General features: G+C 46.5%; 10 protein-coding genes. 4 read left to right on the top strand and 6 right to left on the bottom strand.

The features are described 5' to 3' along the window. The first annotated feature begins 278 nt into the window (after positions 1-278). The 3 genes from J2Z65_RS10345 to J2Z65_RS10335 all read left to right on the top strand — a co-directional run bounded on the left by J2Z65_RS10345 (position 279) and on the right by J2Z65_RS10335 (position 3,445). Entirely contained in the window at positions 279-1,628 is a 1,350-nt protein-coding gene (locus J2Z65_RS10345; RefSeq protein ID WP_167065228.1) for an ABC transporter substrate-binding protein, read from the top strand. 66 nt (positions 1,629-1,694) lie between these two features. Then, entirely contained in the window at positions 1,695-2,561 is an 867-nt protein-coding gene (locus tag J2Z65_RS10340) for a carbohydrate ABC transporter permease (protein WP_167065225.1), read from the top strand. Between the two features lie 59 nt (positions 2,562-2,620). Further along, a complete protein-coding gene (locus J2Z65_RS10335) occupies positions 2,621-3,445 on the top strand; it encodes a carbohydrate ABC transporter permease (protein ID WP_167065629.1) in 825 nt (274 codons plus the stop codon). A 148-nt stretch (positions 3,446-3,593) separates the two neighbouring features. Here the strand turns inward: J2Z65_RS10335 and J2Z65_RS10330 are convergent, their stop codons facing one another. Genes J2Z65_RS10330 through J2Z65_RS10320 form a run of 3 tightly spaced genes read right to left on the bottom strand, consistent with a single transcriptional unit; the run spans position 3,594 to position 7,077 of the window. Beyond that, on the bottom strand, positions 3,594-4,679 hold the full coding sequence (locus J2Z65_RS10330) for a Ger(x)C family spore germination protein (protein WP_167065222.1): 1,086 nt from the start codon (positions 4,677-4,679) through the stop codon (positions 3,594-3,596). After that, positions 4,676-5,737, bottom strand: coding sequence for a GerAB/ArcD/ProY family transporter (locus tag J2Z65_RS10325; protein WP_167065219.1), 1,062 nt, complete (start codon positions 5,735-5,737; stop codon positions 4,676-4,678). Before J2Z65_RS10325 ends, J2Z65_RS10330 begins: the two co-directional genes overlap by 4 nt. After that, positions 5,734-7,077 (bottom strand): spore germination protein, encoded by a 1,344-nt coding sequence (locus tag J2Z65_RS10320; protein WP_167065216.1) that lies wholly within the window; start codon positions 7,075-7,077, stop codon positions 5,734-5,736. Before J2Z65_RS10320 ends, J2Z65_RS10325 begins: the two co-directional genes overlap by 4 nt. A 269-nt stretch (positions 7,078-7,346) precedes the next feature. Here J2Z65_RS10320 and J2Z65_RS10315 point away from each other — a divergent pair, with 269 nt between their 5' ends. After that, the gene (locus tag J2Z65_RS10315) at positions 7,347-7,802 is read left to right on the top strand and encodes a hypothetical protein (RefSeq protein ID WP_167065213.1); all 456 of its coding nucleotides are present in this window, start codon (positions 7,347-7,349) and stop codon (positions 7,800-7,802) included. 111 nt (positions 7,803-7,913) lie between these two features. Here the strand turns inward: J2Z65_RS10315 and J2Z65_RS10310 are convergent, their stop codons facing one another. The 3 genes from J2Z65_RS10310 to J2Z65_RS10300 are packed head-to-tail and all read right to left on the bottom strand — an operon-like array spanning position 7,914 to position 13,742. Further along, the gene (locus tag J2Z65_RS10310) at positions 7,914-9,983 is read right to left on the bottom strand and encodes a glycoside hydrolase family 65 (protein WP_167065210.1); all 2,070 of its coding nucleotides are present in this window, start codon (positions 9,981-9,983) and stop codon (positions 7,914-7,916) included. Continuing rightward, positions 9,970-12,705, bottom strand: a complete 2,736-nt coding sequence (locus J2Z65_RS10305) for an alpha-L-rhamnosidase (protein WP_167065207.1) — start codon at positions 12,703-12,705, stop codon at positions 9,970-9,972. Before J2Z65_RS10305 ends, J2Z65_RS10310 begins: the two co-directional genes overlap by 14 nt. 17 nt (positions 12,706-12,722) lie before the next feature. Next, complete coding sequence (locus tag J2Z65_RS10300) at positions 12,723-13,742, bottom strand: glycoside hydrolase family protein (protein WP_240159948.1); 1,020 nt, start codon at positions 13,740-13,742, stop codon at positions 12,723-12,725. Between the last annotated feature and the right edge of the window lie 145 nt (positions 13,743-13,887).

Here is a 13,887-nt window from a genome sequence, read left to right as displayed (position 1 = left end):
CCGAAAGACTCCGGTCAGCTGGTCGCTTCTTTTGGCTATTGGTATTTGTAAGCGTTATCAATAGGAAAAATCACCCCCCTGTTTCAGTTAAATTCATCTGTATTCCAATAGGAGTGAATTTCTTACAATTAGTATGTAGCTCGGTGAAGGCGCTATCGTAAGCGGTCAGACCGAATTTAACACCGGAGCAACTTCCGGGGAACCCGGGCCCTGGGAGTAATAAGAGCATAGATAAATTGTACAAGTTTCGAGCTGTATCTCAAAGGGAGGTAATAAGAATGAATGGAAACAGGTTTCTTGCCTTACTTTCTTGTACCGCTTTACTGTCTGTTGTCGTAGCGGGGTGCTCCCAAGGTTCATCTTCAGGGGTAGCGGCTCCGACCTCAGGCGAGACCAAAACGTCTCAAACCGATACCAAACCCGCAGAGCTCAAAACGCTCACCCTGCTTACAGGAACGACAGGAACAGCTTATCCGGCGCTGCAGGTTGTTGCCGCTGAGGCCGAGAAGAAACTGAACATTAAAATCAAGTTCGATATTAAACCGGACGGCACGGAAGGCGATAACCTGGTGAAAACGCGACTGGCGACCGGAGAGATGTCGGATATTCTTTTTTACAACTCAGGGTCGTTGTTTCAGGCACTAAACCCGGAAGAGAATTTCGTGGATTTGACGAAAGAACCGTACATGGAGAAACTGTTGGATTCCTATAAGCAAACCGTCAGCGCGAACGGGAAAGTATTCGGCGTACCCGGCGGTTCCTCCAATGTAGGCGGTATTCTATATAATAAGCGCGTGTATAAGGAACTCGGACTATCCATTCCGAAAACTTGGGCGGAATTTATCGCGAACAGCGATAAGATCAAGGCGTCCGGTAAAACGGCGGTCATTGGTTCTTACAAAACGACATGGACTTCCCAATTGTACGTGCTAGCCAATCATTATAACGTCCAGGCGCAAAATCCAACCTTCGTTCAGGATTATACGGCCAATAAAGCCAAATACGCGACAACGCCGTCTGCGCTGCGTGGTTTCGAAATGACGGCCGAAACGTTTAAGAAAGGCTACATGAATAAGGATTTCCTTGCTACCACGTATGACAACGCTTTGAAAATGTTGGCGGAAGGTACAGGCGTCCAATACCCGATGCTCACCAGCGCCATTGATGCGCTAGCTCAAAATTATCCTGATAAGATCAAGGATATTGGCGTATTTCCGGTTCCAAGCGACAATGCCAGCATTAACGGCTTTACTGTATGGTTGCCGAATTCGTTGTACATCAACAAGAAGAGTAAAAACGTTGATGCAGCCAAGAAATTTCTGGACTTCCTCATCTCGCCGGAGGGCATGAAGCTGTATATGACTAAGAGTAAAGCGAACGGGCCTTATGTAATCAAAGGGATCAATGTACCTGATGACGCTTATGATGCAATCAAGGAAATGCAGAGCTATTTCGATGCCGGCACCACAGGGCCTGCCCTTGAGTTTGTGTCGCCGGTTAAGGGACCGAACTTGGAAAGCCTGTTGATTGAGGTTGGGACCGGTCAAAAATCAGCGGCGGACGGAGCCGCCGATTATGATAAGGACGTGAAGAAGCAGGCGCAGCAGTTGAACCTGCCAGGCTGGTAAGAACAGGATACCGATATCCCGGTCCTGCTGAATAAAGGCAGGGCCGGCTTTAAGGGAGAGAAGCGGATGACCTTATCACAGAAGAAAATGTATTCCATGCTGTTTCTGCTGCCGGCGTTCATCATTTATTTTGTCTTTTACTTGCTGCCGACTATTATGTCGCTGTTCTTCAGCATGACGCGCTGGACGTTGACGAAATGGACATATATTGGTTTTGAAAACTACCAGATGTTTTTCGAGGAAACCTCGCTTAAGATCGGCTTTAAGAACACTTTGATTTTTGCAGTTGTGACCTGCGGATTGAAGGTGATTCTTGCGCTGCTGCTGGCAACTTTGCTGACCTCGAGAATTTGGTTCAAGGATTATTTTCGTTCCATGGTGTTTTTCCCAACACTTCTCAGTACGATCGCTGTCGGGATCGCATTCAGTACCATGATGCATCCTACACAGGGGGTAATCAACAACGCACTGGCCCTGCTTGGTATTCAGGGGCCGGATTGGCTCGGAAATACGAAACTGGCTTTGTTTTCTGTCGCTTTCATCGACGTATGGAAAGGCGTAGGTATCGCAACCGTCATTTATATCGCAGGAATCATGTCGATCCCGCAGCATTATTACGAAGCTCTGAAGATTGACGGAGGCAATGCCTTCCGCAGTTTCTGGCATATCACGCTTCCACTCAGCAGACCGGCGATGAACTCGGTCATCATTTTATCTTTTATCGGCGGTTTGCGCACGTTCGATCTGATTTGGGCAACGACCCGGGGCGGTCCGGGATTCTCCACGGATTTGATCGCCTCGATCATTTACAAGCAATATCAAGCGGGCTTCTATGGATTGGCAACGGCGGGCAACGTAATCTTATTTATCGGGATTTCCGTACTGGCCTTCCCGCTGTATATGTTCTTGAACAAACGGGAGGTTGAGCTATGAACAGTGCGGTGGGTAAATCTGTGGCAGGTGCAGTCGAGCGTCGCGGCAGCGCGAGCACCATGGTAGGAAAATCGCTTGTGACCCTTATACTGCTTGTCCTTTCGACCGTAATTTTTTGGATTCCGTTCTACTTTGTTATCATCAATTCCTTCAAATCCGGCGCCCAAGCTGCGGACATGACGATGGCCTGGCCGGATACTTTTCACGTGATTGACAATTATTCCGCTGTTTTATTCGCTTCGGATCATATGCTCATCCGAGCTTTCTACAACAGTACTCTGCTTACGGTTTTATCTCTGGCAGGGTTGGTGTTCGTAAGTTCACTGGCGGGCTTCGTGCTGCAGCGGCGTGAGAAAAGCCGGGGGACGGCATGGCTGAACTTTCTGGTGCTCGCCGGACTCATGATTCCGCCGGCTGTTGTGCCTACGATTTGGGTACTGAATTCGATAGGCCTGTTCAAGACGCTGCCAGGCCTGACACTGGTGGAAATTGCTCTGCACTTTCCTTTTTGCGCTATTTTATATAAGGCGTTTACGGCTACGATACCGAGTGATATCGACGAGAGCGCATTTATTGACGGCTGCGGTGGCTTCAAGCTGTTTACACATATCGTTTTTCCGCTGCTGAAGCCGGTCTCCTCGACGATCATTATTATCACATCGGTCGGCATCTTCAACGATTTCGTCAATCCCTTATACTTTCTGCCGGGAGCTGAGAACGCAACTGTCCAGTTAACGCTTTACAATTTCATGAGTATGTACCTAACGAATTGGAATTTGCTTTTTGCAGACGTCGTGCTGATCTCGATTCCGCCACTCGTTCTGTTTTTGTTCTTCAATAAACGTATTATTGCAGGAATGACGGCAGGAGCGGTGAAGGGATAGAAAGATTCGATGGCGTCAAAGAAGCCATGTCACGGGTGATTAAATGCAAGATCTAATCACCTAATTCCTGAATTCTACTTGCTGTGCCCTCCCCCAAAGCGCTCCGTCTTTTATCACAAAAAGAGTATGATCTTCGCTGTTAATCGCTCTATTTGCCTGGTTTTTTGATTTTATTCGGGGACTTTAAATAAATGCTGTTGAGTATGGTAACTTCGACGGTAACTTCATGGTCTAAATTCAAATACCAATGTTGTTTCCAATCTTTTATCTGCTCATCGCTCATCTTTTTTCGAAAAAGTTGTCCAATGCCAAGCGTATCCGCCCCTTCCTTTTTCAGCTGAGTTATTAATTTATGGGCTCTTTTCTCAACCGTTTCTTTGAGCTTCGTTGCAATCTTTTCTTCAGATTCGGAATTTTTATTTTCTAAGATCTCTACTTTCAACTTAATATGACTCTTAATTTGGGGTCCTGAGGCAGTCCAAACGGTGTTATGCCTTATTTTCGCTTGCTTAATCATAACACTGCTCTGATCGGCAACTTCAATGGTACCGCCCGTATATTTTTCGTGAAATATATTGTCAATTAATACTTCTTCCCTGGAGATTTCACCGACCATTTTATCTACACGGATGATGGCTGAGCCTTCAAAATTATACAGGGTGTCCGTTCCTTTTGTAAGAATGGGAATCGACATATCTTGCGTATAAGATTTGATATCCCGGTATGCTTCCCATAAGCGCAATATCGTCGTTTCAGGTGTCCAGCCAGCCTGTTCACTGAAAAAATCATAGGACGAAAGTTCGGGATTAGCGTTTAATTGGTGATGGATAACTTCGTCGAAGTTCCCTTTAGCAATGGCTAACAGCCCTTTGATGGAAATATCGTTTGCCTGTATGGCGTAATCAATAATATCACCAATATCTTTTTCCGCTGTTTCTTCGCAGATAAGAAACAGCCGGATATGCAGGAGATCGATACTTTTTTCTGCTTTTGTCCGAATATTGTCAATCGCATTGGTAATTGTCGCGGAACTGCTCTCCATGTATTGCGAGCCTTTCTGTTCAGGACTCGGTATTTGCAAAATAATCCGGTAGTTTTGATTTTTCTCCTTGCATACCCCCATAACAACGGGCATAAGCCGTTTATTGATATCTTTCGTATCCCAGCAGCCGGTAAGGAGAGCGCTTAAGAAACATAGCAGCAGTATAACCGGTATGAATGAACGACGGATCAAGCAGGATTCCTCCTATACCTCAAACTCATGAGTATGATGGCAAGCGGTATACCGATAATGCTGTAGAAGCAGAGGAAGGTATTCAAGACTGAAAATTTCGCCAACGTATCTATATTATCTAAATAACAGCTGAAGCTATACGATAATACGCCGACCAGGAGGACAGCAATCCCCCTTTTTTTCTTCAAAAATAGCTTTTCAATCAGCGTGGCCATCATCCAAAAAGTTACTGCCATTTCTACCATTGAGATGGCGATCATGGCTATCACAAAAAAAGTGGGGAGCCAATCAAAGACAACCCACTCCGTGTCAACCGTATCCGATGTCAATACATTCGGGTAGCGAAAATAAATAATGGATTCCTGACCGAAAATGAGCATGGGCACATAGACAGAGGATATCGCAAAAATTAAAAGTATCCCCAAAATAGGAGCTGCTTGACGGAATGAGAATTGACGCTTCATCTTAACCCAACCTAAGAATAAGAAACCGCTATGCGCAAAAAAAGCAGAGTAAAACATCGGCCTTTTGAAGAAACTCAACCGAGTCTCATAAATGGGATATAGGTTATCGAAATCGAAATTACTCATCGCACTTATCAATGAGAAGATAACCATAGGAAGCACACAGATGAATACGACTATCCCCCCTCTGGAAATCGCTTCGTAGCCTTTCCATGCGATGTAAAGGGGAATGACATAGAGCAATAAAATGAAATACGTCGGGGTTTTGGGCAGCAAAAAGATACTGATGGATTCCATTTCATAGCTGTGCGTAATGTTCAAATTCAGAAACAAAAAGACCAGCAAAGGAATAAGGAGAAGCCGCGCAATCCATGTTCCCGATGCCATTTTACATATATCTACAATATCCTTTTCGGGAAAAGCAGAAAGCCCCTTCAAAAAGATCCAAACACAACAAAGTTCCACAAGAAAACCGACAATGATGGGTTCCCAATGCCCTGCGGAAGTTGCTTCAATCATTTTTACAGGATAGATATAAAAATACCTCGAGAGATGAACGATAAAAAACATCGTTAATAGGGCTCTTTTGCTCATTTGAATTTCCCTCTTTTGGTGGAAAGGCTCAAATATGGCACCTCAAACGTTGTAATCGTACCAAGGTAAAAGCAAAACAAAACAACGGACGACATAAGGCCGAGAATGCCATACAAAGCACTAAACAAGATTACGACATACTTGTACAACCGAATGGAGACTGTGTTCATATAAGTGCCCATTGTAAAATGTGCTATGGTCGAGCCAGCTACGACAATAATTAGAAAGTAACTGACTAGTCTGGCCTGAACGACAGCTTGTCCCAGAATAATCCCGCCGACCATCGTAATGGTTGGGCCAATGCTTTTGGGAAGACGTATGCTCGCTTCGATGACCATTTCTATAATGAACAGCATCATCAACAATTCAACGAGAACAGGATAGGGAACGCCCTCCCGCGAGTTTGTGATCGATACAGCCAATTGGATACGCAAAAGTTCAGGGTTGACTGAATTCAGAACCACATATAACCCTGGCATGGTAATGGCGATGATTAAACTCATGATACGAATAATTCGGTATAAATACATAAACAAGGGAGGTTGATCTTTATCCGTTTTTACATCCCAAAAGTCCGATACAATGGAGGGAAAGGAAAGCGAGAACGGAAAATGATCCAAGAAGATGATCACTCGGCCATCCATCAAATTGTGCTTGGTTGTGGAAGGAAGCTCAGAAGTTAAATACGTTGGAACAAGACTGTAGCTTGGCTGTTTGAGCGCTTTCAGCAGTCCTTGAACATCAGAAATATCCATTCTGGCGTTTTCAGTTAAATAGTTATGGATGAGCTGAACGACCTTCGGGTCGGCTTGCCCTTCCACATATAGCACAGCAACTTCACGAGGGAGCGCAGCCCCTAGGGTGTAGTTCTGGATATGTAAATCTTTGATTCTCATGATTCTGCGAATCAGGCCTATGTTACCATTTATGTCTTCCGTAAAGGCATCTAGCGAGGTCTGAATCGGATTCTCCGTTTGTGCTTCCCCAATACTTCGACTGCTGTTGACCGAAGAGGGCTCAATGACAATGTTGTCGCAGCCTTCTTGGGGGAAAATAATCAACATCCCTCTTAATATGGCGTTTATAAGCTCGATTAAGGGTACATTTACCATAGCTGAAGGGGATAAGGCGATCTGATCGATCGGGTTATTCTGGTCATGCAGATGCGATATTCTGGTTACTAGTGTGTCAAAAGTTTCTTTATACTGAACGAGTGTGCCTAAATAGCATACTTGGACCTGGGTTTGATAAATAAGGGCTTCCTTGCTTACGAAATCAGAATGTTGTTCAAAAGCTTGTTCGATATAGGCTAGTTTTTCTCCCCTTGTCGAGGTGTTCATCTCTCATCTCGCCTTTTACATGTATTTTCCTTTCTCTTAATATCCTCCATTTATGTGGCGATTACTCCAAATTCATACAAATTTTCGAGTTCGCTTATTTCTATTGCGGGTTTACTACCGCGGTTATGAATGCGGCTCTTATTAAACGTCATGCAGTTCCCGCCGCGTACAGTATCGGAGTGGATAAGTGCATTTTTAATGCATTTGTACAATCCCCACAAGCAGCCAATCATATGATGATTACAGAAACATGCATAGGGGGGATTGGATTGAAATTCAGCTTTTCCATCCGGACACAATTTCGTTTTGTGGCAAAAGATCGTACGTTAAGCTGCATTCTAGCCAGTATCGCGAGGCAGCACGTTAACTTAACCGCACTTGTTGTCATCAAAAAACATAACCGCATGAATAGTATCAGGCTCGTAGTCGGTTCACCCACCGCGGAAAGCGCGAGCGATCTTCGTATCGTCCGAAGCGTATTAAGATCGTTTGGTGTTACATTCCAAGAAGAGAAAGTGGTTCAAGTCAGAAATATCGTCCCCAATGTGCCAGGTGTGTCCAACAGCATCTACGGTGCACTTTGGTGCAGAGTCAAGGTGAAAGCCGTGTATGATGGCGAGCAGAACGCCTCATTCCTCAATGTTTCCGATGTGAAAAAAACGATACGGATCCTGTCGCAAAAAAATGTGCGACAATGCCCGAAAAATTGCCGTCGCTGCGGTTAAAGCTTGATATGCTCGTTAGATCGGAAAGAGGCTGTCCCTTTTGGTAAATTACCTTAAGGGCAGCCTCTTATTTGGTATGTCTCTCCTTAACGTTAACGGATCACAATGGAATCACAGCATTTTTTCCAAACCTTCGTATCTCACGTTCCACGAACCATCCTGTGGAAATCCCGGTGCATGAGTTTCCGGTCCGTTTTCCCAACCGGCTGCCATCATTGCCACGGCGCTTAACAGGCCCCCGTTGCCGGGGAGGTACACCGTTAATGGTTTTCGCTGGTAGTTGTGGCCATTAGGGAGAAAGGTGTTGGTGACTTTGTCAATCAAGAGGGTATCTACGGCTAATTGCGTTTCGCCAAGTCTTGCCGACGTCATGGCCACCATCGGGTAATCCCACCCCCATGTCGCATCCCAGTTCCATTCCTTGATGACTTCGTGAAGTGTCCTGAGCATCGTTTCGCGATCTACCATGTTGCCGGGGAGGATTCCCAGCGGAGCCAGCATGGTAGGGTGATCTTTGGTGCCGTTGCCGCCTGAAAATGTATCGGGAGCTGTTTCCGCAGCGACATAAAGTCCATCAACTTCAGGGAGTTGGGACAAATGATTAAGGACATGCTCCCATTTCTCTACCCTTGGGAGTCCTAGTCTGTCCCTCCATGCAATGGCTGTGGATAGTCCGAAAGCCCAGTAAGACAACTCGAAGGTCGGATTCATTGTCGTTGCATGATCGAATATTTCTTGTGCAGGGGCTACGGGCGGACCCAGCACGTACCGCTGCTGCTCTTGATCCCATTCTGCAAAAGAAGCCATGAAAGCAGCGCTATCGAAGACAATCGTCGCGTACTTCTCCAATGTTTCTTTCGTGCCTTTGAGTTTATAGATCAGCTCGGCATAATAAATGGGATGTGGCTGCTGCCAGATGAGAAAAGGCTCAATGTAGCAAGGACCATTTATGCCGTCCGGTGCAACGCATTTCGGCCATCTTGCACCTTCGTATCCCTGGGAAGCAGCGAGATTTCGGGCTTTATCTAAAATGCTGCTATACCATTCCAAGCTGTTTGCCAAGTAATCTGCCCGATTCCAGAGTGCGAAGTGGACGGAATGCCACCAGTGCATTTCCAAATGAAATTTACCGGCCCAGCTATTATGGGTAAGACCGGATTCCGCCGGTGGCAGCGAGCCGGATGATTGTATAGCCGTCAAATACTGCGAGAGCACGATTCTTCGTTCAAGCTCGTGAGCCCTCGTATCTTTGCTGTCAATAAGTTCGATGGTTCCACCTGAAGTCCAAAAGTTTTTCCAATGCTGCTCAGAGCTGGCTATGACCGATTCGAAAGCTGGCAATTCGGTTTCGGTTGCCTCCGGTGTAAACCTGAAACGAAGCTCGAACTCATCGTGGTCCGGTGATGGGGTTAAAAGAAGTAAATGTTGGTCTTGCTCATCACGGGTCAAGGAGCCATTCGACCAAGCTGCCGTTAGCGTATATGAATCTTGATCCAATTTCCGCTGGATTTGGGCGAAGGTGCTGCTGGAGCTCGGGATTTCCGTTTCATGCCGAGAGGATTTTTCCCAATCGACGCCTGCGAACTTCCAAGTCCCGTAAGGGAAACGAAAGACAATCTGGATATGTCCCTGTCGAATCAATTTGGATTTAACGCGAACGGCAATCAAATCCTGAGTAGGATGACAGCAGGTCGTGACAGCGGTTTTATTGCCGCCGATTGAAAATTGGCTTTCAATGACACCTTTCCACAAGTCAAGCACCTGTTCTATTTCCTTTAAGTCGTCAGCAGAGGCTTCCTCGCCAGAAGGCAACAGTAAACGAAAACTAACCATACCTAAATGAAGTTTGTGAGGATTAAACTTGAGCCACTTGTACTCCTCGGTAATTTGACCAGGTGGCATATACGGGAACCCGACACTTCTCCCGCCGAAGGTAGGGTAATAAGTAAGCGGGAATTTTTCCACTTGATAGTCATTTGGATTTGGGTGTGTATGCCACGCCCAATTGGAGAAGTTACCAAGGGGCACACCACCGTCGCTATAAAGGGTTGGAAATGTTTGCAATCCGGTTGCATCAACCGTAAAGGCATAATTCCCGTTGCCTACGGATAGGGAAGAAAATTTATCGAAGCTGGAAATGACCGGATTGTGGCGTTGGACTAAAGCTTTACGATCTATCATTGCAGCACCCCACCCTGGAAAAGTTAATAAATCTGGTCTCATTTTCAAACAGCGCTTCAAAAACATAATTGCCCGAGCCTACGCGCACGACAACATGACTGTCCTCAAGGGCAACAATCTGAATGGTCTCTACATCCTTAACCGATTTTCCGCTTTCGAGCAGTGTATCCACGGATAAAGAAGGAACATATAGTTCCGCCACACAATTTGTTGGAATGGTTACCTCAAGCGTCAAACGATGCGCCGCATTGTATGTCCATTTGACGCGCATCTGTCCGGCTGGCAACCGGTATTCGGCTGCCGATTCGCTCAGGCCTTGAAGTATGGCCGGTCGGATGGATAGCTTGTAGCTTTCGAAATCGGAATCATACCGATAATGGATGCCTGCCAATCCGCTATAGAGCCATTCTTCCAAATGGCCAAGCATGAAATGATTCTGTGATTTGCCGACGGTCGGACCGTCCCAAGCTTCCGTCAACGTTGTCGCACCTTGCATGATTTGATATCCGTAGCTAGGGTGATCGGTTTTTTGGCTCATGGCATAGATCAAGTCGGAACGGCCGCTTTGGAGAAGTGCAAGCAGTACGTAGCGGTGGCCAATATCGCCTGCTGTCGTATGATACCCGTGCAATGCAATGTCTTTGATTAAATGGGAAAGAACAGTTTCCCTATACGGATCGTCAACAAGACCTAGAACAAGCGGTATGGCGTTGGAGCTTTGACTACCAGTAGCATATTGCTTCGTCTTGTCATTGAAAAAAGTATCGTTAAATGCTATTTTGATGTTTTCACGCAGATTAGCATAATGGATGGCATCTTCGCTGTGGTTCAAAAGATTTGCGATTTGTGTAAACACATCGACGATATGATAAAACATGGCCGTTTCGGTGTGCGCAACCGGCGTGTTTTGAACGAAACCAGGCGGATTTTCGCCGACATCGTACCAATCGCCGAGGCCGCTATGTACAATCAACTGATCGGAGTTGGCGGTTATATAGTCGATATAGGCTTTCATTCCTTCATAATGCTCGGTCAAAATTCGGTGATTGCCGTATAGCTGCAGCAAATTCCAACCTGTGAGAACATAGGCGGCACCCCAGGATACGGAGTCCCGGAAACAATGCCATTTCTCAGAGAAGACGACATATTCTGGCGCGGTCGTCGGTACCATACCGTTCGGAAGCTGGGAGTCACGGATGTCTTCCATCGTTTTAATGAACAACTGCTCGACATCATAATTAAAGGCAACGGAAGGACCCATCAAATGGACTTGTTCGAGCCATCCTAGCTTTTCCCGGTGCGGGCAATCGGTAAATATGCTCTTCATATTGCTTAGGATTGCTTGGTTAATGATTACATGCGTACGGTTTAACAGCTCATTGGAGCACATGAAATTTCCATGAACTTTGGTGTCCGGATATATCATGCGGCCCTCCAGTCCGAGCAGAACGGGGGTATTGTAATCGTCTGCTTCTGAATGGACGGGCACTGCGCCTTCGATCTGCACATATCGGAACCCGCTATAACTGAAACGCGGCGACCATTCTTCCTCGTCAACGTCTCCGCTCATGATATAAGTAAACTTGTTGGGCGAACCGGTCCATTTCTGATTAATCGTGCCGTTTTCCTTCAGCAATTCGGCAGGGGACAGCGTAATTTGCGCGCCTTGAGGGCCTTTTACGCGGATGCTAACCCATCCTGAGAAGTTTTGTCCGAAATCAGCCACGTACACGCCGGGAAGCGGCGCAGTAATAGTCGCAGGCTGGAACGTTTCCATCACTTTCAATGGGGGAATCGCATGCGACTTCAATTTTCCTGCCGGCCGTTTCACTTCGACGGCTGGTTTCCATACGTCGAGGGAAGTAAGTCCAGGCTGATCCCAGCCCGCTATCAGGCGGCGAGCATCGAAATCTTCGCCCCCATACATACAGGAAAAGAGAATAGGCCCCGGTGCACAATCCCAATTCCTATCACTGTTAATTTGGACTACTGTGCCGTCGGTATGTGTGATTTCCAGCTGTACGAGACATCGAGGTGTGCCAAAAGAATGCTTGAATTTACTGTAACGGCCGCCAGTCACATTGAAGAATCCGTTGCCCAGCATAACGCCAATCGCATTTAGACCCTCGTTCACTTCCTCCGTCACATCATAGACGCAGTAAAGACAAGTCTTGTCATAGTTTGTCCAGCCGGGCTCCAGAACGTTGTCGCCAACCTTGTTTCCGTTGAGCCGAAGCTCGTACTGTCCAAGCCCGCATATATAGGCTCTGGCTTTCGCCACAGGTTTGTCGAGGTGGAATTCCCGTCTGAATAAGGGAAGGGCCGGCTTCTCTACCGGCTCGTTGTCAAATTGAGCGATCCAATGCGCGGACCAATCATTGTCCTGTATCAGACCCATTTCCCACCACGAAACAGGACTCTCGGTCATTTGTCCAATTTGATCCCAAACTTGCACCTTCCAATAATACCGAAGCCGTGATTGAAGCGGGGGGCCTTCGTATAAGATATGAACATTCTTCTTGCTGAAACGCTGCCCGCTGTCCCATACACTGCCTTTATTCACCTGTAAGTCTTCCTCGCTATACGAAACGATGATTCTGTAGGCAGTCTGCATTTGCAAACGTATCGGCGCATCGGCAAAACTCCAGCCGAATGCTGGCTGGAGGACATCAATCCCGAGGGGGCAGCGCTTGCTTTCTACAAACATTTCATCCACTTGCATCGGTTTTGCCCCCTTTGTCATCGTGATTGCGAATCAATCGGTTGTGATGTTGCAACGCTGATGGTTCGGAACTCTTTCCCGTAGTTTTTGGTTGCATCGCCTTCTCGATACCGCCTGCACGAGCAGTAAAAGTGATAAAGTACGCCCTGATGCGTAATGACTGAGGGCTTATGGGCGAAAATAGAGTCGATACTGCCTTCATCGCCAACACGAATGATTGGTTCAGGATATTTTTCCCAATGTAAAAGATCACGAGAAAGGGCAATTCCTTCCTGTGCTTGTTTGTAGTTATAGCCAAAGTAATACATGATCCATAGGTCGCGGTCCTGGTCATGCAGCACGCACGGATCGCTGGCAAATCCTGAATCCCATCCATCTGGCGTAACCTGTAGGACAGGGTTATGTTCGTATCGCTGCCATTGTTTTAAATCCGTGGAGAAAGCGACGCCCGTTTGTTCGATCCAGCGCCCCTTATTACTGTTTTTGGCATTGTAAAACAAATAAAACTTGCCTTCATGCTCAACAAGACACTCTTTGTAGAGGCCGCCTTTTTCCCAATCGGTGCCTTCTTCTGGCGTTAGGATCGGCTCTGGACACCGGTGCCATTCGAGCAGTTGTTCATCTTCTGTCCAAGCGATGCCAATTTTAGCTGAACCTTCCTCATAGCCTGTTTCTGGATAAGCATGATAAACCAACCAATATTTGTTGTTCCATTTTTTCAGTACCGGGGGAGCATCCAGACGATTTTCTTTCATGATCCAGGTGCCTGCGATATTAACGGAATCCCAGGATGAACGCTCATTTCGTTTCAGAATGACACTTAAATGCTCCCAGTTCGTGAGGTCATGACTTACTGCCAATGCCGTTTGATAACCAATTCCGTCAAAACCCACATACATCATGTAAAACATGTCGTTATGTTGAAAGACGAACGGACAATCGACCGCACGCTCGTCGAAGTGACCCGGAACCCCCGAACCGACAAGAACCGGACTGCCCAATTTATATGGAGTGAGATAAGGCTGTATATGCAACATGGCACGCTCCTCTTCATAAGAAAATCCTATAGCAAGCTCAATATTCAGATTACAATTAAGCGCTTACTTGCTGTGTGGGGTATTGAACCCGATATATAGGTCAATACGATCTTCAGATCCCGGCAGCATTGACATGACGAAATAG

Origin of the sequence: Paenibacillus aceris (assembly GCF_017874035.1) — a bacterium.
Classification (GTDB): domain Bacteria; phylum Bacillota; class Bacilli; order Paenibacillales; family NBRC-103111; genus Paenibacillus_E; species Paenibacillus_E aceris.
Note: the sequence above shows the minus strand (reverse complement) of the source record. Positions and strands in the feature narration are given on the sequence as shown.

Excerpts from the sequence above, each read along its gene's own strand:
- J2Z65_RS10345 (WP_167065228.1), top strand. The coding sequence starts at position 279 with ATGAATGGAAACAGGTTTCTTGCCTTACTTTCTTGTACCGCTTTACTG.
- J2Z65_RS10340 (WP_167065225.1), top strand. The coding sequence starts at position 1,695 with ATGACCTTATCACAGAAGAAAATGTATTCCATGCTGTTTCTGCTGCCG.
- J2Z65_RS10335 (WP_167065629.1), top strand. The coding sequence starts at position 2,621 with ATGGTAGGAAAATCGCTTGTGACCCTTATACTGCTTGTCCTTTCGACC.
- J2Z65_RS10325 (WP_167065219.1), bottom strand. The coding sequence starts at position 5,737 with ATGAGCAAAAGAGCCCTATTAACGATGTTTTTTATCGTTCATCTCTCG.
- J2Z65_RS10320 (WP_167065216.1), bottom strand. The coding sequence starts at position 7,077 with ATGAACACCTCGACAAGGGGAGAAAAACTAGCCTATATCGAACAAGCT.
- J2Z65_RS10310 (WP_167065210.1), bottom strand. The coding sequence starts at position 9,983 with ATGATAGATCGTAAAGCTTTAGTCCAACGCCACAATCCGGTCATTTCC.
- J2Z65_RS10305 (WP_167065207.1), bottom strand. The coding sequence starts at position 12,705 with ATGCAAGTGGATGAAATGTTTGTAGAAAGCAAGCGCTGCCCCCTCGGG.
- J2Z65_RS10300 (WP_240159948.1), bottom strand. The coding sequence starts at position 13,742 with ATGTTGCATATACAGCCTTATCTCACTCCATATAAATTGGGCAGTCCG.